The organism is Halomonas sp. 141, from assembly GCF_002810305.1.
GTDB classification, from domain to species: Bacteria; Pseudomonadota; Gammaproteobacteria; order Pseudomonadales; family Halomonadaceae; genus Vreelandella; species Vreelandella stevensii.
Map to the genome: position 1 here is coordinate 42,009 of NZ_PINZ01000005.1, position 18,931 is coordinate 60,939.

At 62.2% G+C, this 18,931-nt stretch carries 17 protein-coding genes and 2 tRNA genes; 4 read left to right on the forward strand and 15 right to left on the reverse strand.

Features of this window, described 5'->3' with window-relative positions; all coding sequences use genetic code 11:
• Positions 1-3 precede the first annotated feature (3 nt).
• Together aceE and ampD are read right to left on the reverse strand one after the other, a co-directional pair.
• Positions 4-2,676, reverse strand: coding sequence for a pyruvate dehydrogenase (acetyl-transferring), homodimeric type (aceE, locus tag CWI66_RS03930; protein WP_100730984.1), 2,673 nt, complete (start codon positions 2,674-2,676; stop codon positions 4-6).
• Positions 2,677-3,071: 395 nt separating this feature from the next.
• Positions 3,072-3,647 carry a 1,6-anhydro-N-acetylmuramyl-L-alanine amidase AmpD gene (ampD, locus tag CWI66_RS03935; RefSeq protein ID WP_100730985.1) on the reverse strand — a complete coding sequence of 192 codons (576 nt, stop codon included), beginning with the start codon at positions 3,645-3,647 and terminating at the stop codon, positions 3,072-3,074.
• An 83-nt stretch (positions 3,648-3,730) separates the two neighbouring features.
• Here ampD and nadC point away from each other — a divergent pair, with 83 nt between their 5' ends.
• Complete coding sequence (gene nadC, locus CWI66_RS03940; RefSeq protein WP_100730986.1) at positions 3,731-4,585, forward strand: carboxylating nicotinate-nucleotide diphosphorylase; 855 nt, start codon at positions 3,731-3,733, stop codon at positions 4,583-4,585.
• A gap of 3 nt (positions 4,586-4,588) precedes the next feature.
• Here nadC and CWI66_RS03945 read toward each other — a convergent pair whose 3' ends face one another.
• Positions 4,589-5,119 (reverse strand): GNAT family N-acetyltransferase, encoded by a 531-nt coding sequence (locus tag CWI66_RS03945; protein ID WP_016916159.1) that lies wholly within the window; start codon positions 5,117-5,119, stop codon positions 4,589-4,591.
• A 174-nt stretch (positions 5,120-5,293) separates the two neighbouring features.
• Between CWI66_RS03945 and tsaA the strand changes: the two genes are divergently transcribed.
• Positions 5,294-6,034 carry a tRNA (N6-threonylcarbamoyladenosine(37)-N6)-methyltransferase TrmO gene (gene tsaA / locus CWI66_RS03950; protein ID WP_016916158.1) on the forward strand — a complete coding sequence of 247 codons (741 nt, stop codon included), beginning with the start codon at positions 5,294-5,296 and terminating at the stop codon, positions 6,032-6,034.
• A gap of 40 nt (positions 6,035-6,074) precedes the next feature.
• Here tsaA and purC read toward each other — a convergent pair whose 3' ends face one another.
• From purC to dapA, 3 genes are all read right to left on the reverse strand, one after another.
• Positions 6,075-6,791: a phosphoribosylaminoimidazolesuccinocarboxamide synthase gene (gene purC, locus CWI66_RS03955; protein ID WP_016916157.1), complete on the reverse strand. Its 717-nt coding sequence runs from the start codon at positions 6,789-6,791 to the stop codon at positions 6,075-6,077.
• A gap of 31 nt (positions 6,792-6,822) precedes the next feature.
• A complete protein-coding gene (locus CWI66_RS03960; RefSeq protein WP_081136326.1) occupies positions 6,823-7,803 on the reverse strand; it encodes an outer membrane protein assembly factor BamC in 981 nt (326 codons plus the stop codon).
• An 83-nt stretch (positions 7,804-7,886) separates the two neighbouring features.
• A complete protein-coding gene (dapA, locus tag CWI66_RS03965) occupies positions 7,887-8,771 on the reverse strand; it encodes a 4-hydroxy-tetrahydrodipicolinate synthase (protein WP_016916155.1) in 885 nt (294 codons plus the stop codon).
• A 271-nt stretch (positions 8,772-9,042) separates the two neighbouring features.
• Here dapA and CWI66_RS03970 point away from each other — a divergent pair, with 271 nt between their 5' ends.
• Positions 9,043-9,516: a peroxiredoxin gene (locus CWI66_RS03970; protein ID WP_100730987.1), complete on the forward strand. Its 474-nt coding sequence runs from the start codon at positions 9,043-9,045 to the stop codon at positions 9,514-9,516.
• Between the two features lie 66 nt (positions 9,517-9,582).
• Here CWI66_RS03970 and CWI66_RS03975 read toward each other — a convergent pair whose 3' ends face one another.
• Positions 9,583-10,683 carry an AI-2E family transporter gene (locus CWI66_RS03975; protein WP_039181613.1) on the reverse strand — a complete coding sequence of 367 codons (1,101 nt, stop codon included), beginning with the start codon at positions 10,681-10,683 and terminating at the stop codon, positions 9,583-9,585.
• On the reverse strand, positions 10,680-10,958 hold the full coding sequence (locus tag CWI66_RS03980; RefSeq protein ID WP_016916152.1) for a sulfurtransferase TusA family protein: 279 nt from the start codon (positions 10,956-10,958) through the stop codon (positions 10,680-10,682). The genes CWI66_RS03975 and CWI66_RS03980 overlap by 4 nt, the downstream gene beginning before the upstream one ends.
• 249 nt (positions 10,959-11,207) lie before the next feature.
• On the opposite strand from CWI66_RS03980, the gene CWI66_RS03985 reads away from it, so the two are divergent.
• Positions 11,208-12,668, forward strand: a complete 1,461-nt coding sequence (locus CWI66_RS03985) for a M48 family metalloprotease (RefSeq protein WP_081136330.1) — start codon at positions 11,208-11,210, stop codon at positions 12,666-12,668.
• 87 nt (positions 12,669-12,755) lie between these two features.
• Here CWI66_RS03985 and nadA read toward each other — a convergent pair whose 3' ends face one another.
• The 7 genes from nadA to CWI66_RS04020 form a co-directional block, all read right to left on the reverse strand.
• Positions 12,756-13,784: a quinolinate synthase NadA gene (nadA, locus tag CWI66_RS03990; RefSeq protein ID WP_016916150.1), complete on the reverse strand. Its 1,029-nt coding sequence runs from the start codon at positions 13,782-13,784 to the stop codon at positions 12,756-12,758.
• A 337-nt stretch (positions 13,785-14,121) separates the two neighbouring features.
• A tRNA-Lys gene (locus CWI66_RS03995) sits at positions 14,122-14,197 on the reverse strand.
• An 85-nt stretch (positions 14,198-14,282) separates the two neighbouring features.
• Positions 14,283-14,358: transfer RNA gene (locus CWI66_RS04000), tRNA-Lys, on the reverse strand.
• A gap of 115 nt (positions 14,359-14,473) precedes the next feature.
• Positions 14,474-15,343, reverse strand: coding sequence for a 23S rRNA pseudouridine(2605) synthase RluB (gene rluB, locus CWI66_RS04005; protein WP_016916149.1), 870 nt, complete (start codon positions 15,341-15,343; stop codon positions 14,474-14,476).
• On the reverse strand, positions 15,330-16,118 hold the full coding sequence (scpB, locus tag CWI66_RS04010) for an SMC-Scp complex subunit ScpB (protein WP_100730988.1): 789 nt from the start codon (positions 16,116-16,118) through the stop codon (positions 15,330-15,332). The genes rluB and scpB overlap by 14 nt, the downstream gene beginning before the upstream one ends.
• Positions 16,115-17,059: a segregation and condensation protein A gene (locus tag CWI66_RS04015; protein WP_081136334.1), complete on the reverse strand. Its 945-nt coding sequence runs from the start codon at positions 17,057-17,059 to the stop codon at positions 16,115-16,117. The genes scpB and CWI66_RS04015 overlap by 4 nt, the downstream gene beginning before the upstream one ends.
• Positions 17,060-17,107: 48 nt before the next feature.
• Positions 17,108-18,925, reverse strand: a complete 1,818-nt coding sequence (locus CWI66_RS04020; RefSeq protein WP_100730989.1) for a DEAD/DEAH box helicase — start codon at positions 18,923-18,925, stop codon at positions 17,108-17,110.
• Positions 18,926-18,931 lie beyond the last annotated feature (6 nt).

Below are 18,931 nucleotides of genomic sequence, written 5' to 3' on the forward strand. Positions count from 1 at the left end.
GGTTTAGCTGGTCAGCGGGTTCGGCTTGTTGGCATCGATGCCGTACTTCTTCAGCGCTTCGCCAACGTGCTTGCGATCAATCTCACCGCGATCGGCCAGCGCGCGCAGCGCCGCAACGGTCACGAAGTAGCGATCCACTTCGAAGAAGTAGCGCAGCTTCTCGCGGGTATCGGAACGGCCAAAGCCATCGGTGCCCAACACGGTGTAGTCGTTGGGTACCCAGGCGCGTACCTGGTCCGCATACAGCTTCATGTAGTCGGTAGAGGCAATCACCGGGCCATCACGACCTTCCAGGCACTGGGTCACGTGAGGCTTGCTGGCCTCGGCGTCCGGGTTCAGGAAGGCTTCGCGCTCCAGCAGCAGCGCTTCGCGGCGCAGCTCGTTGAAGCTGGTGACGCTCCAGATATCGGCCCCGATGCCCCAGTCGTTGGCCAGCAGCTCGGCAGCGGCTTCGACTTCACGCAGGATGGTGCCCGACCCCAGCAGCTGAACGCGGCCTTTGTCACCCTGAGTCTCCTTGAGCAGATACATGCCCTTGACGATATCGTCGGCGGGGACGTTCTCGAGCTCGGGGTGCTCGTAGTTCTCGTTCATGACGGTGAGGTAGTAGAAGCAGTTCTCTTTGTCCGTGAACATGCGCTTCAGACCATCCTGCACGATGACCGAAACTTCGTGAGCATAGGTCGGGTCGTAGCTGCGGCAGTTGGGGATGGTAGACGCCTGGATCAGGCTGTGGCCATCCTGGTGCTGCAGACCTTCGCCGTTCAGCGTGGTGCGCCCGGCGGTACCGCCGACCATGAAGCCGCGTGCCTGCAGGTCGCCTGCGGCCCAGGCCAGATCACCGATACGCTGGAAGCCGAACATCGAGTAGTAGATGTAGAACGGCAGCAGCGTGACGTTGTTGTTGCTGTAGGAAGTGGCGGCCGCAATCCACGCGGACATGGCGCCAGCTTCGGAAATACCCTCTTCGAGAACCTGACCTTTCTGGTCCTCGCGGTAGTACATGATCTGGCCTTTATCGACCGGCTCGTACTTCTGACCTTCCGAGGTGTAAATACCCAGCTGACGGAACATGCCTTCCATACCGAAGGTACGCGCTTCGTCGGGGATGATCGGTACGACCTGCTTGCCCAGCTGCTTGTCCTTCACCAGGCCGTTGAGGATACGCACGAAGGCCATGGTGGTAGAGATTTCGCGGCCTTTGGAACCGCCCATCTGGGAAGCAAACGTCTTGTCTTCCAGGCTGGGGATTTCCAGCGCTTCGAAATCGCTGCGGCGGCTCGGCAGGTAGCCGTTCAGACGCTCGCGCTGCAGGTGCATGTACTTGAGCTCGGGAGAGTCTTCTTCCGGCTTGTAGTACGGGACTTCCTTGAGCTGTTCGTCGGTCAGCGGAATGCCGAAGCGGTCGCGGAATTTCTTCAGCGCTTCGTATTCCATGCTCTTGACCTGGTGCGCTTCGTTGGCCGCTTCGCCATCGCCGCTCCCCATACCGTAACCCTTGACGGTATGCGCCAGGATCACCGTGGGCTTGCCGTTGGTGGTGTTGACGGCTTCGTGATAGGCCGCATAGACCTTGAACGGGTCGTGACCGCCACGGTTGAGCTTCCAGATATCCTCGTCGGAGAGATCCTTGACCATCGCTTCGGTTTCCGGGTACTTGCCGAAGAAATGCTCGCGGGTATAGGAGCCACCGTTGGCCTTGTAGTTCTGGTACTCGCCGTCGACCGCTTCGTCCATGCGCTTCTGAAGGATGCCTTTCTTGTCCTTCTCGAACAGCGGATCCCAGTGACGACCCCACACCACCTTGATGACGTTCCAGCCGGCACCGCGGAAGACGCCTTCGAACTCGTCCATGACGCGGGAGTTGCCGCGTACCGGGCCGTCCAGACGCTGCAGGTTGCAGTTGATGACGAAGATCAGGTTGTCCAGATTTTCGCGGCCAGCCAGCGAGATGGCACCCAGCGATTCCGGCTCGTCGCACTCGCCGTCGCCCATGAAGCACCAGATCTTGCGGTCCTTCATGTCTTTCAGTTCACGGTGATGCAGGTACTTCATCACGTGAGCCTGATAGATGGCCTGAATCGGGCCAAGGCCCATGGACACCGTGGGGAACTGCCAGTAGTCAGGCATCAGCCAGGGGTGGGGGTATGACGACAGGCCGTCACCATCCACTTCACGGCGGAACTTGTCCATCTGCTCTTCGGTCAGACGACCTTCCAGGTAGGAACGCGCGTAGATACCCGGTGCCACGTGGCCCTGGATATAGATCAGGTCGCCTTCGAAGTCCCCCTTGGGGGCGCGGAAGAAGTGGTTGAAGCCCACATCGTACAGCGTGGCCGACGACATGAAACTTGCAATGTGACCACCCAGCCCAGGATTGGCACGGTTGTTACGAATGACCTGAGCAATGGCGTTGTAACGGATCAGGGAGCGAATACGACGCTCCATGAACAGATCGCCAGGCATCGGGGCTTCGCGATGAACCGGTATCGTGTTGCGGTGGGGGGTTGTCACCGAGAAGGGCACCTTCATCCCGTCCCGGCGCAGGCGATCCGCCAAGCGGGTCATCAGGTAGCGGGCGCGATCTTCGCCCTCACGATCCAGCACCGATTCCAGGGATTCCAGCCACTCCGTGGTTTCGACCGGATCGAGATCTTCTCTTGTCTCCAGACTCATAGAGGTCTCTCCGAATGACGATAAATGACAATGAGCCCCGCCAACCCTTCGGGCCTGGGGCGGCTGCGGTGTGTGGCCACCACAGGCCTGTGAATAGCCGACGCGATGCATCGAGCAGGGGATTTTCACCCTACATTCAATGAGCTACGCTTTCATGAATGTAGTTAAGCTACAGTTTTTTGGTAAAAATTAGCCTTTTGTATATGCGAAGATACCGCAAAGTCGTCACGCTGCCAATTGCGGCACGCCGCAAAAAGCCATCGAAAACAAACTATTGCACTGCAACATAAGCGCTTTATAGGACCTTGGTCGCTACGACTTAGGATACCTTCCTGTAACCAAACTACCGTTTCATTTGTTGCTAAAAGAACCACTTATTTGCCCCGTTTAACCGTCTATTGGGTGGGCGCCATCAAGCGCTGGCGGAAATAGGCCCAGTCGAAGGCGGGCCCCGGGTCGGTCTTGCGCAAGGGGGCCACATGAGCATGACTGGTGATCCGCTCAGCGGTCAGCGCCGGGTAACGCGCCATCAGCCAGTGCGTGGCCTCGGCAAGCGCCACATACTGCGCCTCGCTGAACGGCGTCTGGTCATCGCCCTCCAGCTCGATTCCTACGGAGAAGTCGTTCAAGCGTGTCCGCCACGCCTGTTCAGCCGGGTCCCACCAGCGCGATTGCCCGGCGTGCCAGGCGCGCTGGTCGACGTCGACGAACTGAACGCACTCGCCATCGCGGCGAATCAGCAGGTGCGCCGACACCCGCAGGTGCGCAATCGTAGCGAAGAAGGGGTGCTCGTCGGGCACCAGCCGATTGGTGAACAGCGCCTCGATGGCGTGACCCGAGAATTGCCCGGGGGGCAGGCTGATCGCGTGAAGCAACAGCAGCGACACTTCCTGCTCGGGCCGCGCATCCTGGTTGGGTGACACGACCTGCCGAGCCTTGGCCCATTGGCCCTGGGATGCGAGCTGGTTCATTCGGCTGACTTGCTCCTCTACGTTCGCGTTGTGTTTCACTATAATGCCTTTCACCCAAGATCACGCTTCGAGAACCCACTGCTATGCATTATCAAACCGCGCTTGATGAAGAGATTCGCACCTGCGTTCCCCGCTGGCTGGCGGAAGACCTGGGCACCGGGGACATCACCGCACAGCTGATCCCTGAGAACCAGTGGGCCACCGCCAAGGTGATCACCCGCGAACCGGCGGTCCTCTGTGGCGTTGCCTGGGTCGAGGAAATTTTCCGCTGTCTGGACGAGCGCGTCACGCTGCGCTGGCAGGCCAGCGATGGCGACATGCTGGAGGCCCAGCAGTGTTTTCTGGAGCTCGAAGGCCCCGCCCGCAGCCTGCTGACCGGCGAGCGCGCCGCGCTGAACATTCTGCAGACGCTGTCTGCCACGGCCACCGCCACTCGCCGCTATGTAGACCTGATCGAAGGCACCGGCGTACGCCTGCTGGACACCCGCAAAACGCTGCCGGGGCTACGCTTGGCACAAAAGTACGCGGTCACCTGCGGCGGTGGCCATAATCACCGCCTGGGCCTGTGGGATGCCTTCTTGATCAAGGAGAATCACATCGCGGCCTGTGGTGGCATTCAGGCTGCCGTGGCGCAGGCCCGCAAGCTGGCCAGCGACGTACCGGTGGAAGTGGAAGTCGAAACCTTCGAAGAGCTGGACCAGGCGCTGGCGGCGGGCGCCGATATCGTCATGCTGGACAACTTCGACATCGAAGACCTGCACGTAGCGGTAGAGATCAATGGGGGTCGCGCCACCCTGGAAGCCTCCGGCAACGTCGATGACTCGACGCTGAAAGCCATTGCGGACACCGGCGTGGACTGCATTTCCAGCGGCGCCCTCACCAAGGATGTGGCCTCCGTCGATCTGTCGATGCGCATCACTCAAACCTTCAACGTTTGATCGTCAGGTTTCCACCGCGCTGAGCTGCTTGACCAGCCGGTAGCGCTGGAGCATCTCACCACTGCGCTCGACCCACTGCTCGCCGAGGTTATCGTAGCCACGGCGCTGCAGTCGTTCGAGCAGCATCCGGCTGGCCTCGATTTCCACCTGCGCCACGCCATGCTCCAGCAGAATGCGCTCGGCATGGATCAACAGCGTGGTGCCGATGCCACGCCCCGCCAGCGACGGCCAGACGTAAAGCGTTTCAATGCGCCCACCGCTTACGTCCAGCTCGAGAAAGCCAACGCAGCGGCCATCGCAGGCGGCCACCAGCGTCGTGTAGAGCGCCTGACGCGCCGCCCAGGCGGTGCCTTCACGGGGCAGCGCATGGGCCCAGGCGCGCCGCTCGGCCAGCCCATAATGGTTGGCCGCGCCTTGCATGACGGCATGATAGAACACTTCGGCCTGGTCGGCGGCGTCCTTGGCCAGCGCCGCGCGATACGTGACGCGGGCCGTTGGCGTGGATGCCGGTGAAGAAGGGTCGATGTTGGACATACGTTGCCTCAATGGGGTGACCGCTGGCCGTCAAGCGCAGCGCTGTGTCGGTTCCGTTGGCTAGTCTATACTCATCGCCCTGGCGGGCAACCCGTGCCAGCCGAGCTTGAATTCATCGAGCGTGCGTCGCCATGCCACCATGCACAAGCGCGCTGACACGCAAAAGGGAGTGCCATGCACGATTCTCGGGGCCACGGGCCGTTTTCGATCACGCCCATTGGCCATATCATCAGCGACTACCCGGACAAGTTTGGCGTGCCTCGCCAGCCTGGCTTGGCCCCGGCCGCCCATGCGCGCCTGGTACTGGCCCACCCTTTCGACGACCCACTGACCGTACGCGGGTTGGAAGACTTCAGCCACCTGTGGCTATCGTTCATCTTTCACCAAAGCCCCGAACGCTGGTCGCCCCTGGTACGCCCGCCTCGGCTGGGGGGAAACCGCAAAGTGGGCGTCTTCGCCAGCCGCAGCACCCATCGCCCTAACCGGCTGGGGCTGTCGCTGGTCGCGCTCTCCGGTATCGAGACCGGGCCCGGCGTGACGCTTCACCTGGCGGGCTGCGACCTGGTCAGCGGCACCCCCGTGGTGGACATCAAGCCATACCTGCCCTGGGCAGAGGCCATTCCCAGCGCCCAGGCGGGGTTTGCCCCTCAACCGCCGGAGACGGTGGCCGTGGTGTTCTCGCCAGAGGCTCACGGCGTGCTATCTCTACGCCAGGATGGCGCGTCGCTGCGGGCGCTGATCGAGCAGGTGCTGGGCCAGGACCCCCGCCCCGCTTATCAGCGGGGCGGACAGGCCGAACGTCTTTACGGGGTGCGCCTGCGCAATGTCGATGTGCGCTTTCGGGCGCTGACCGCCGCCGAAAACGACGCCACCACCCTGGAGGTGGTGGCGATAGAGCCCGAAGACCGCAAGTGACCATGGCGCCAGCGAGCGGCCCCATGGCAAGCCTGACGGATCAGGCGGGGAAGGTGATACCCAGGCGACGGCCGACTTCTTCATAGGCTTCGATGACCCCGCCCAACCCTTGACGGAAGCGATCCTTATCGAGCTTCTCACGGGTATTGGCATCCCACAGGCGGCAGCCGTCCGGGGAGAACTCGTCACCCAGCACGACTTCGCCCTTGAAGAGACCGAACTCCAGCTTGTAGTCCACCAGCAGCATATCGCCTTCGGCGAACAGCTGCTTGAGGATGTGGTTCACCTTGAAGGTGAGCGCCTTCATCTTGCTCAGCTGTTCCGGCGTGGCCCAGCCAAAGGTTTCGGCCAGCGACTCGTTGATCATCGGGTCGCCCTTCTCGTCGTTCTTCAGAAACAGTTCGAAGGTGGGCGGATTGAGCGCAATGCCCTCTTCCACGCCCAGACGCTTCACCAGCCCACCCGCGGCAATGTTACGCACGACACACTCGACGGGAATCATCTCCATCTTCTTGACCAGACTTTCGGTGTCGGAAATCTGCTGCTCGAAGTGGGTGGGGATGCCGCCCTCTTCCAGACGCTGCATGATGTAGGCATTGAAGATGTTGTTCACCATGCCTTTACGGGCGAGCGCCTCTTTCTTCTTGCCATCGAAGGCACTGGTATCGTCACGAAAATGCAGTACCAGCAAGTCAGGGTCGTCGGTGGTGTATACGGATTTTGCCTTACCGGCATAGAGTTCCTGGCGCTTTTCCATGGGGGCTCCGTCTAAAATCAAGGTCTAAGAGTTAACGTAAGTAGCCGGAGACACGCTCGAGCAACTCGCGCTGGTCATCTGCACTGAATCCACGCTCGCTGGCATTGACGGCACGCAGCACGGTCTGGTTGCCCTCCGGCTGGAGCACGAGGCGAATATTCTGGGACATGCGGCGCACGTCCTGGCTGAACACGATCTGCAGCGGGTTACGTCCACGCTCGGTCTGGGTCATGTATTCGACCAGGAACTCGTAGTCGTCAGCCGAGGCTTCCAGCAGATCACGCTGGCCTTCCTGGGTGAAATCCAGTGCCAGGTAGTGGTTCATTTCAGCCCACACGCGTTCGATGGGCTGCGGAATCAGAACTTCCCACTCATCGCCCTGCTGACGCATTTGCAACGTTTGCTCACTGGCAAGGCGTTGCGCAGTCCAGGAGGATGCGCTGGCCGTTGCGCTACGCGCACCGAGGTACTGCTCCAGCGCCGCCACACAGCTCTCGACGCTCTGTCCACCCTGCTCGCAGCGCACTTCGCTACTGCCGGCACGCAGGGCGCTCTGCAAGCGTAACGTGGCTTGAGGCGTCACGATGACGCCCTGGGTCGCACTGCTCTCCTGAACACCCAGTTGGCGACTGCGCACGAACCCCTCCAACTGAGGCCATACCGCGCCGGGGTCTGCGGCTACCACCAGCCAGACCTGGTCACCCGCCTGACGCCGCTCGACGTACTCCGGCTCCAGCCCGCTGCCTAGCGCCAGAGAAGGTGGCGGACCGATACGCGCGACTTCATCGACACGCGACCCTTGCAGGCCCGCTTGAGGAACCGGCATGGCATCCCGATAACGCTGAGTATTGCGCGTTTCCGGCAAAACGAGAGGCGGCGCTGGCGCGGCTTCGGTGTAGTCCAGGTTACGGTCGTGGTAGTACCCGTCACGCGCGCAGCCCGCCAGCGTGACGGTTGCAGCCAGCGCCAGCGGAATCCATTTCAGCGCACGTTTTTCTAGCACAGAGCTCATCAAGCCACCTTAACAGTCATCAGGTCATTTACCCGGCAAGGTACATCGTCACCGGGTAGCAAATGCGTTCGCAGCGCCTAGGGTTACTCCTTGATCAAACCCGCCAGTTGCAGCGCTTCGTTTACCGTACCGTGGTACTTTTCGGACAGCCAGGTCAGCGGCAGGCGGATGCCCTGCTCCATGTAACCCATGCGATTCAGCGCCCACTTGACGGGGATCGGGTTGGACTCGATCCCCAGGTTGGTATGCAGCGGCATCAGGCGCGTATTGATCTGATGCGCCTTGTCGGCATCCCCCGCCACCGCGGCGGCGCACAGCTCGTGCATCGCCCTGGGCGCCACATTGGCGGTGACCGAAATATCACCATGGCCACCCATCAGCATGAAATCACAGGCCGTGGCATCGTCACCGGAGTAGAGCATGAAGTCGCTGCCCTTCAGGCGAGAGATTAGATCTTCGGCGCGCTCAAGGTTCCCGGTGGCATCCTTCAGGCCGATGATATTGTCCACCTCGGCCAGGCGAATGACGGTTTCGTTGTAGAGATCCGAGCAGGTACGTCCCGGCACGTTATAGAGGATGACCGGCAGTTTGCTGCCCTTGGCCACCGCCTTGAAGTGCTGGTACAGGCCTTCCTGAGTAGGCTTGTTGTAGTAAGGGCACACGGAGAGGCAGTAGTCGGCGCCTACTTCGCTGGCATAGCGCGCCAGCTCGACCGCTTCCGAGGTAGCGTTCGCGCCGGTACCGGCAATGACCGGGATACGCCCATTGACCTCTTCCACGACGCTGCGGATCACATCGAAGTGCTCGGCAAACGACATGGTGGTGGGCTCACCGGTAGTGCCTGCGGCCACGATGGCATCGGTACCGTTCTCGAGATGGAAGTTCACCAGGCGACGAAGCGCCTCCCAGTCGATGTCGCCATTGACCTTCATCGGCGTCGCCAGGGCGACAATGCTGCCTGTGATCATCCGTATTTTCCTCACCTGCAAAAAAGTGGAACTCGCCCGGCCAGGCGGGGTGGCATGGCCCATGATCGAGCAAAAGACGCGGCGCGGATACCTCGAAGGAACACGATGACCCCGCCTGTAAACAGCAAATGGTACTCAGGCGATTCGAGCCTGTACAGCGTAAAGCACGCAGAGTTTACCACTGAGCCGGGCCAAACCAGAACGATTCGCTTTGACAGCACGGCGGCGCATGCGTGTAATCTTGGCGAACCCCTATCTGTGAGGAGCTTGTATGTCACTCGAACTCGGTCAACCCGTTCCCGACTTTTCGGCCAGCGCCACTGGCGACACCACCATCACGCTGTCCGAACTGCGCGGCCAGCAGGTGGTGATTTTCTTCTACCCCAAGGCCAGCACCCCGGGCTGTACCACCGAAGGCGGCGACTTTCGTGACCGCAAGGCGGCCTTCGATGCCGCCAACACCGTGGTCATCGGCATTTCTCGAGACGGCCTGCGCGCCCAGGAGAACTTCAAGGCCAAGCAGGACTTCAATTTTGCGCTGATCTCGGACAAGGACGAAGCGGTCTGTCAGCTGTTTGACGTCATCAAGCTGAAGAAGATGTACGGCAAGGAGCACCTGGGCGTCGAGCGCAGCACGTTTCTCATCGACAAGGACGGCAAGCTGGCCAAAGCGTGGCGTGGCGTCAAGGTGCCCGGTCATGCGGAAGAGGTGCTGGCAGCCGCTCAGGCACTGCATGCCGAATAACCGGCCCTGAAGGCTCGTTGAGCCATGGCACCGGGACAGCATCCGGTGCCACTTGGCAAGCCCTCGTCAATCGGCCTTCAGCTCTATCTGCTCACGCAACTCCTGATGCTCCTCCAGCCCTCTGGGCCAGGCAAAGACCAGCGCCTTGAGCAGAGTCGCCAACGGAATGGCGAAAAAGACCCCCCAAAACCCCCAGATGCCGCCAAAGAACAGCACGGCCACGATGATCGAGACCGGGTGGATGTTATTGGTCTCGGAAAACAGCACCGGCGCCAGCACGTTGCCATCCAGGGCCTGGATGATGCCGTAGGCCAGCAGCACGTAGGCAAACTGCTCGCTCACGCCGAAGTGGAAGACCGCCACCGCCGCCACGGGAATGGTGGCCACCGCAGCACCGATGTAAGGCACCAGCACGGAAAAGCCCACCAGCACGGCCAACAGCGCCGTATAAGGCAGCCCAAACAAGGCAAAGGTCAGGTACGAGACCGTACCGACAATGACGATTTCGATGGCCTTGCCACGGATGTAGTTGGCGATCTGGCGATCCATCTCCTGCCAGATACGCGTCAACAGCGAGCGCTTTTGCGGCAGCAGCGAGAGCGCAAACCCCACCAGCGCCTCGCGATCCTTGAGCATGAAAAACACCAGAATGGGCACCAGCACCAGATAAATGATCAGCGACATCACGTTACCCAGCGACGACAGCGACAGCGTCAAGGCGCGCTGCCCTACCTGGCTGATCTCGCGTCCGGCCACCCCGATCCAGCTCTGCATCTGATCAGGCGTGATCAGGTTGGGGAAGCGCGCCTGCAGCTCATCCAGCCATATCTGCGCCGTGGCAAACATGCGCGGCGTCTCCTGCACCAGCCCCACCAGCTGGTTCCATATCAACGGCATCAGGATGAACGCCATGGTCAGCAACACGCTGACGAAGGCCACGAACACGATGATGACCGCCAACAGGTGAGGCACACCTCGCCGAGTCAGCCCGTTGACCAGCCCCTGCAGCAAAAACGCCAGCACCAATGAGGTGAAGAACGGCGCCAGCATGCGTCCAAACATGATGATGGCCGCCAACCCTGCGATCAGCACCACCAGCAGAACCAGTGCCTCTTCATCGGAGAAATAGCGTTCGATCCAGCTTCTGAGAATGGCGCGCATGGTCATGAGCGAGCCGCCCCGGCTTTACGCAGCCAGAACACGTAGATCTCGCCCTGCTGAACTCTGGCTTCCAGCCGATGATCACTCAGCTCGGCGAAGGAAGCGACATCGCGCCAGGAACCCGCATCGGTGGCACGTATCTCCAGCAACTGGCCTGCCGACAACCCGGCTAGCGCCTGCTTGGCCTTCAACAGCGGCAACGGGCAGTGCAGCCCGGTAGCGTCCAGTACCGCATCGGGCTCTACCCCCTCGGCCAGCGCGGATGCTATTTGCTCAGACATACCCTCTCCCTTGTGAAAGCGCTTTTACCTATAACGAAACGACCCATGACACAGCTATCCATACAGCGATTCATAACGACCACCGTTCACCGCTACATAACCACGGTATTGTTGCATACACTGTTCGGACGATGACCAGCCTGTCTCGATTTAACGGCACTTCCTTGCCTGAATCAATGTCACAGCCTGTGTTTGCAACATCCATCACCGCAATGATCGTGCGAATCGAGAACCATCACGAGGGATGCCATGGCGCACCTTAAGACTGTTACGCCACGCCTGGCCTGCGCACTGGCCCTGCTGTTGGGCACTGTGGGCCTCAGCGCGCCTGCTCAGAGCAGTGACAGCTATCAGCTGCCCACCCTGGGGGGCGCCTCCACTTCGGTGAGCAACGAGGAGTATCGCCTGGGCCGTGCCTGGCTGCGCCAGTTCAGGGCCCATGCCCCTCAGTGGCAGGACCCCATCGTCAACGACTACCTGGAGAGCCTGGTGGCCAGGCTGGCGCCCCATAGCCAGCTGGGCAATCTGCAGACGACCACGGTAATGGTCGATAACCGCTCGCTCAACGCTTTTGCCGTGCCCGGTGGCGTGGTGGGCATCAACTCGGGGCTGTTTGCCTTTGCCGAGGATGAAGGCGCGTTCATTTCGGTCATTGCCCACGAGCTGGGGCACCTCTCCCAGCGCCACTTTGCGCGTGGCAGCGCTCGGGCGGAGCAGACGCAACTGCCCGCCATGGCCGCCATGCTGGCGGGCATGCTGATTGCCGCCAGCGGCGGTGGCGATGCCGGTATCGCCACCGCCATGGGCTCCCAGGCGGCGCTGATTCAGGACCAGCTCAGCTACTCGCGGCGCTTCGAGCAGGAAGCCGACCGTGTGGGCCTGCAAGCCATGGCCGCCGCCGGTTACGACCCCGAAGCCATGGTGCGCATGTTCGGCGCCATGCAGCGCATGGCGCGCCTGCAGGGCGGCACGCCCCCGGAATTTCTGTTGACCCATCCGGTCTCCGACAGCCGCTTGAGCGATGCCCAGGCCCGGGCGGCACAGCTCAGCGTCGCCAATCGATACACCAGCGATACCTTGTACGACATGATGCGCGCCCGAGCACTGCTCAGCATCCATCGTAACAGCCCTCAACAAGCGGCGGCCCGTCTCGAACAGGAGAGCGCCGAGGAGCCCGCCCTGCGCTATGTTTCAGCCCTGATCGATGCGCAGAATGGCCAGACCGATCAGGCGCTCCAGACTCTGGATCGGCTGGCCAGCGAGCTGCCGGATTACGCCATGCTGCCCGCCTCGGCCGCCCAGGTGGCCCTGCAGGCCCAGCGCTATGACGATGCCATCCAGCGCAGCCAGCGGCTGTTGCGGCTGATGCCCAACTACCTGCCCGCTCAGCTCACCCTGGCAGAAGCGCAGCTGCAGCGCGACCCTCAGGCAGCCTACACGCTGCTGCGAGAAGTCACGGCGCGCCACCCGGACAACCCTCAGGGGTTCAACCTGCTGGCGGAAGCGGCTGGCCGCAGTGGCCACAATGGCTGGGGGCACCTGGCCCGGGCCGAACATTTGCAGCTCACCGGCCGAATGGATAGCGGCATTCGCCAGCTAGGCATCGCCCGAGACGCTGCCCAGCAGGAGAACGACCAGCAGGCACTGGCGCGCATCGAGCAGCGCCGCGAAGCGTTCATCGAGTACCGGGAAGCGCTGGAAAAATTTTAGCCACGCCGCCCAGCCACCGCTCAGCCAAATACGCCAAGGCCCGGCGCCAAAGGGCGCCGGGCCTTGTGCATTCACGCCAGGCAGAACCTAGGCGTTGAAGTTCAGCATCCGCTCCAGCGGCTTGAGCGCCTGCTGACGCAAGGCCGCATCGACGAAAATTTCGCCGCTGCCTTCGCGCAGCGCGCCCGCCAGGTTATCCAGCGCGTTCATCGCCATCCACGGGCAGTGGGCACAGCTACGGCAGGTGGCTCCATTGCCTGCGGTCGGCGCTTCGAACAGCGTCTTGCCCGGCACGGCCTGCTGCATCTTGAAGAAGATGCCGCGGTCGGTGGCCACGATCAGCTTGTCGTTGGGCAGCGTTTGCGCTGCCTTGATCAATTGCGAGGTCGAACCAGCCACATCGGCGAGCTTGACGACCGCTTCCGGCGACTCCGGGTGCACCAGCACGGCTGCCTCGGGGTACAGGCGTTTCAGGTCCTCGATCCCCCTGGCCTTGAACTCCTCATGGACGATGCAGGCGCCATCCCACATCAGCATGTCGGCGCCGGTTTTTTTCTGGATGTAGCCCCCCAGATGCTTGTCGGGCGCCCAGAGAATTTTTTCCCCCTTGGCCTGCAGATGTTCGATCACCTCGACGGCGATCGAGGAGGTCACGACCCAGTCGGCACGCGCCTTGACGGCCGCCGAAGTGTTGGCGTAGACCACCACCGTGCGATCCGGGTGGGCGTCACAGAACGCGCTGAATTCGTCGATGGGGCAGCCGATATCCAGTGAGCAGGTGGCCTCCAGGGTGGGCATCAGCACCCGCTTTTCCGGGGAGAGGATCTTGGCCGTCTCGCCCATGAAGCGTACCCCTGCCACCACCAGAGTAGTGGCGTCGTGGCGAGCGCCAAACCGGGCCATTTCGAGGGAGTCTGCCACGCAGCCACCGGTCTCTTCGGCCAGCTGTTGAATGGCATCATCGGTATAGTAGTGCGCCACCAGAACGGCGTTGTGGGCCTTGAGCAGCTGTTTGATCTCAGCCACGCGGGCTTCGTCTTCCGCCGGGATGCGCGTTGGGCAGTACGGGCTGGGAAGCGGTGCTTCCAGCGCCACTTGAGAAGTCAGAATAGTCATCGTGTCTACCACTGTGACGAACAGGGAATCCCCCCGTTAAACACCAGTTGCGACGTATGCGCTCCGCATGCGCCGCCCTCGGGGCAACTGGCCGCTGCGTCTGTCGCACTCGCCAGTTGCCGATCTGGCCTGCTACTGCGGGCCAGCGCTGCCGAGCATGATCGACAGCCAAATCCACACATCGTTACGGGTCCATTGTGGTGGACAAGTATTGCCTGCTGCAAGCAGAACCGCACGCTGCAGTGCGGCATGATTTGCCGATGCACCCTGCCCATCGCTAGGGCAGAACGCGCATAGCAGAACGCCCCTGGCAGCAAGCTACCAGGGGCGTTGAATTTGGTGGGTCGTGTAGGATTCGAACCTACGACCAATTGATTAAAAGTCAACTGCTCTACCAACTGAGCTAACGACCCAAATCCTGCTGCTTTTCTGAGGGCTTTCGCCGCTCTGTACGGCGTTACCGTAGTGTATCACCTGATAACATCGCCGCTGTTCGAATGGTGGGTCGTGTAGGATTCGAACCTACGACCAATTGATTAAAAGTCAACTGCTCTACCAACTGAGCTAACGACCCGTCCGAACGGATGCATATAGTACGGATCACACCCGACAATAGCAAGCCTTTTTTGTCTTTCGTCTAAAAAAACCGCGCGGTGCTCGGTGTCCCCACACCGCGCGGCGAGCATCGCTTAACGACGCTTGGGCTTGCGCATGGCCTGAACCGGGCGACGCTTGTGCTTGTCGCGACTCCAGCGGTTTTTCTCGTCCGGCGTCAGCTCGGGCACCTTGCGGGTCTCCAGGTGGGCCAGGGTCGCCAGATCGTCGACTTCGTCCTGGGAAAGCTCGACCCACTCGCCTGCCTTGGCACGCTTGTCGAGGAAGATATTACCGTAGCGCACGCGCTTCAGGCGGCTGACGGTGAGCCCCTGGGACTCCCACAAGCGGCGTACTTCGCGGTTGCGGCCTTCCAGAATTACCACGTGGAACCAGGTGTTGATGCCTTCGCCACCAAACTCCTGCACGTCGGTGAAACGGGCGGGGCCGTCTTCCAGCATGACGCCATCCACCATGGCGACGATATGCTCTCGCTTGACGTCGCCCATGACCCGCACCGCGTACTCACGCTCCACCTGGGTGGAGGGGTGCATCAAGCGGTTGGCCAGTTCACCGTCGGTGGTGAACAGCAGCAGGCCGCTGGTATTGATATCCAGCCGCCCGATGGCAATCCAGCGCTCGCCTTTCAGGCGCGGCAGACGCTCGAAGACCGTGCGACGGCCTTCCGGGTCCTTGCGGGTACACAGCTCGCCTTCCGGCTTGTTGTACATGATGACCCGGCGCGGCACTTCTTCTTCCGGGCGCAGCGTGACCGGGCGGTCATCGAAGCTGACCTTGTCGCGGGCTTCCACGCGGTCACCCAGCTTGGCCACCTGGCTGTTCACCTTCACCCGGCCATCGGCAATCGCGGTTTCCATTTCACGGCGGGAGCCAAGGCCCGCACGGGCCAGCACTTTCTGCAGTTTTTCGCTGGTGGGCGGCGTGGTGTTGTTACTCTGACTCATGGTCGTCTGACCTCACATCGTTGGTCTGCGTGCCCGCGTCCTCATCTCGACGCTGGGCACGTGCCGCAAGCCGTGCCTCCAGATCGGCAAAGCTCAGCGGCTGGGTTAACGCCGTCTCGGCGTGGGGGTCGGCACTCGCTGCCGACGTGTTCTGATCTTGCTGGGGTGGCGCATCCTGCACGGTTTCGACGGCTTCGTCCAGTGCGACATGCGTCGCAGCGGGCGGTTCCTCAGCCAATGCTGCTTCGTCGGCGGCCACCAGCGTGTGCATGGGCGGCAAGGCATCCAGCGTCTTGAGCCCGAAGTCGTCCAGAAAGCTGCGCGTCGTGGCATACACGGCGGGACGCCCCGGCACGTCGCGGTGACCGACGATGCGTACCCAGCCCCGCTCCATCAGCGTGCGAATGATCGAGCTGCTGACGCTGACGCCCCGCACTTCTTCGATATCGCCCCGGGTCACCGGCTGGCGATAGGCAATCAGCGCCAGGGTTTCCAGCAGGGCACGGGAGTAGCGCTGGGGGCGCTCATCCCACAGCCGCGACACCCAGTGCGACAGCCGCGGGCGAATGCGCAGCTGAAAACCCGAGGCCGTTTCGACCAGTTCCAGCGCCCCCTCCTCGTGGCGCCGGGCCAACCGCGCGAGGGCGTCGCGCAGCGCCTTGCGAGACGGGCACTCATCCGCCAGAAACAGCGTCTCCAGCCGCTCCACGGGCAGCGGTTCTCCGGCCGCCAGCAGCGCGGCTTCGACAATATCGTCCAACGTGGTGTCTCTCACCGTGACTCCTCGTCAGGTTCGAAGGCAGACTCTTCGTCCGCAGGGTCATCACTTTCCCGCGCAAAGGGGTCCTCGTCCTCATCGGCCAGCGCCGCCTGCCGAGCACGCACATGGATCGGCGACAGCGGCGCGTTCTGGACGATTTCGATCATCGACTCCTTGGCCAGCTCCAGAATGGCCATGAACGTCACGACGACCCCTGCCCGCCCCTCCTCCAGGGAGAACAGCGCTTCAAAGGGGGTATAGCGCCCATGGGTGCCATCTTCGTGCAAGCGCTCCATGATCTTCAGCATGCGCTCCCGGGTCGAGAGCACCTCTCGACTGATCTGGTGGGCCTGAGCCAGCTCGGCCCGCTTGAGAATGTCCGACAGCGCGCCCAGCAGTTCGTCCAGCTCGACATCGGGATGAATCACGCGGGTTTCCAGCGGTGGCAGGCCCGCCTGCACGCTGAACCAGTCCCGGCCCACCCTGGGCAGGGCATCCAGCGCTTCAGCGGCCTCCTTGAGACGCTCGTACTCCTGCAATCGGCGTATCAGCTCCGCCCGGGGGTCCTCTTCTTCCTCGCCTTCCGCCTTGGGGGGGCGCGGCAGCAGCGTGCGTGATTTTATCTCGGCCAGCATGGCCGCCATCAACAGGTACTCGCCGGCCAGCTCGATCTCCATGGCCTTCATCATCTCCACGTACTCGATGTACTGATGGGTGATCACCGCCACGTTGATACGCAGAATGTCGAGATTCTGCCGACGAATCAGATACAGCAGCAGATCCAGCGGCCCCTCGAACGCTTCCAGGAAGACCCGTAGCGCCTCGGGGGGAATATAGAGATCTTCCGGCAGCTGCGTAATGGGCTCATCGAACAGGCGCCCAAGGGCCTCCACGGTGGGCTCCACCGTAGAGGGCATCGCGTCTTGATCCGGCACGGCGCTGGGCGTCTCGCTCACGCGGGTCGAGTCCTTGTCAGTTGAAAACGGCAGTGTAACAGCGCTCCATCAACGCGGCATCTCGGCCGCCTCGGCGGCTTTACGATAGCGGCCCTGATAGTCGAACAGCTTGTCGCGGATTTGAAAGTGGCGGCCTACCTTTCTGCCCACCACAAAGTCGGGATGGCGCAGGCGAGACTGGGCAGCCACCACGTCGTCTGGCGTTGCTGGCTGCCACGGCACGCCCGGCGCGCGCAGGTGGGCGCGCAAGAAGACCGCATAAAAGGCACGGCGCTGGGCGGCGGTTTCCAGGGCAAACCATTCGCTCAGGCTGGCACCGTCTTCGTCATGGTAGGTCACTTTGAGGCGCGGCAAGCCGCGCCCGTTGGTGGTCGCCTCCAGCTGCATGCCGCTCACCCGCAGCACTTTGGCGTCCTTGAGCCGCAGCGCTTCCTTGAGCTTGTCATCGGCATCCACCAGCAGCTTCTCGCAGCCATGGCAGCGGCGGGCAGCGATATCGTTCTCTGCCCCACACGCATCGCAGACCTTGAAGCGAAAGCGAAAGGTGCACTGGCTACGGCGTCCGGCGTCGTCCTCCACCAGCCCCTGGCAGCGGCGGCCAAAATGCTCGATCACCAGCTCGCCGTCGCGCTTGCCCCAGAACAGGTTGGCATGCCCACACTCGGGGCACTCGACCTGCACCGGCTCGCTATCGCTGTCGGGACGCGGCTCGCCTACCTCAGGGGCATAGAGGTCCCAGGGGTTGCCTGCATAATCCAGGATCAGGCACGCCTCCTTCCCCGGCGAGAGGCGCAGTCCGCGCCCCACGATCTGCTGATAGAGGCTCACCGACTCGGTGGGGCGCAGGATCGCGATCAGATCCACATGGGGGGCATCGAACCCGGTGGTTAATACCGCCACGTTGACCAGATACTTGAGCTTGCGCGCCTTGAACGCATCGATCAGCGCGGTGCGCTCGGCGGAGACCGTCGCGCCGGTGATCAGCGCGGATTGGTCGGCAGGCAAATACCCCATGATCTCTTCGGCGTGGGCCACCGTCGCGGCAAAAATCATCACGCCCTGGCAGTCGGCCGCCTGCTCGACCACTTGGGCAATGATGCCCGGCGTGGCGCGACTTCCGGCCACCACCCGATTAAGCTCTTCTTCCCGAAACAGCCCGCTGGAAGAGGGAGCAAGCGCCGAAAAGTCGTACCCCTCAATGGCCATGTCCAGCCGCCGAGGGGCAGTCAGAAAACCCTGCTTGACCATCAGGCGCAGCGGCTGTTCGAACACGCAGTCGGTGAAGAAACTCTCTTCTCCTCCGCGCACCATACCGTGGTAGTGGCGGTGGTAGATAAACCCCTGGCCCAGCCGAAAGGGCGTGGCGGTGAGGCCGAGAATCTTCAGCTGCGGATTTTGCCGCTGCAGATGGTCGATCACCTGGCGGTAGCTGGAATCCTCCTCCAACGACACCCGATGGCACTCGTCGATTACCAGCAGCGTGAAGCTGGCGTCGTTGAACTGCGCCAGGTTGCGCACCACCGACTGGACCGAGCCAAACACCACCTGCCGACTGGCCTCCTTGCGCTTCAACCCGGCACTGAAGATATCCGCTACCAGGCCATAGGCCTGGTACTTGGCGTGGTTCTGCTCCACCAGCTCGCGAACGTGGGCCAGTACCAGCACCCGCCCACGGGCCAGCCTTGCCAGCTCGGCAATCACCAGCGACTTGCCGCTGCCCGTGGGCAGCACGACCACCGCTGGGTCGCTGGTGGCGCGAAAGTGGTGAACCACCCGCTTGACCGCTTCCTGCTGGTAGGCGCGCAGCTGCGGCGGCGCCTCAGGCGAGAAAGGCGGCCCGGAGGCCGCCTTTTCAGGGTATGTCATGGCACA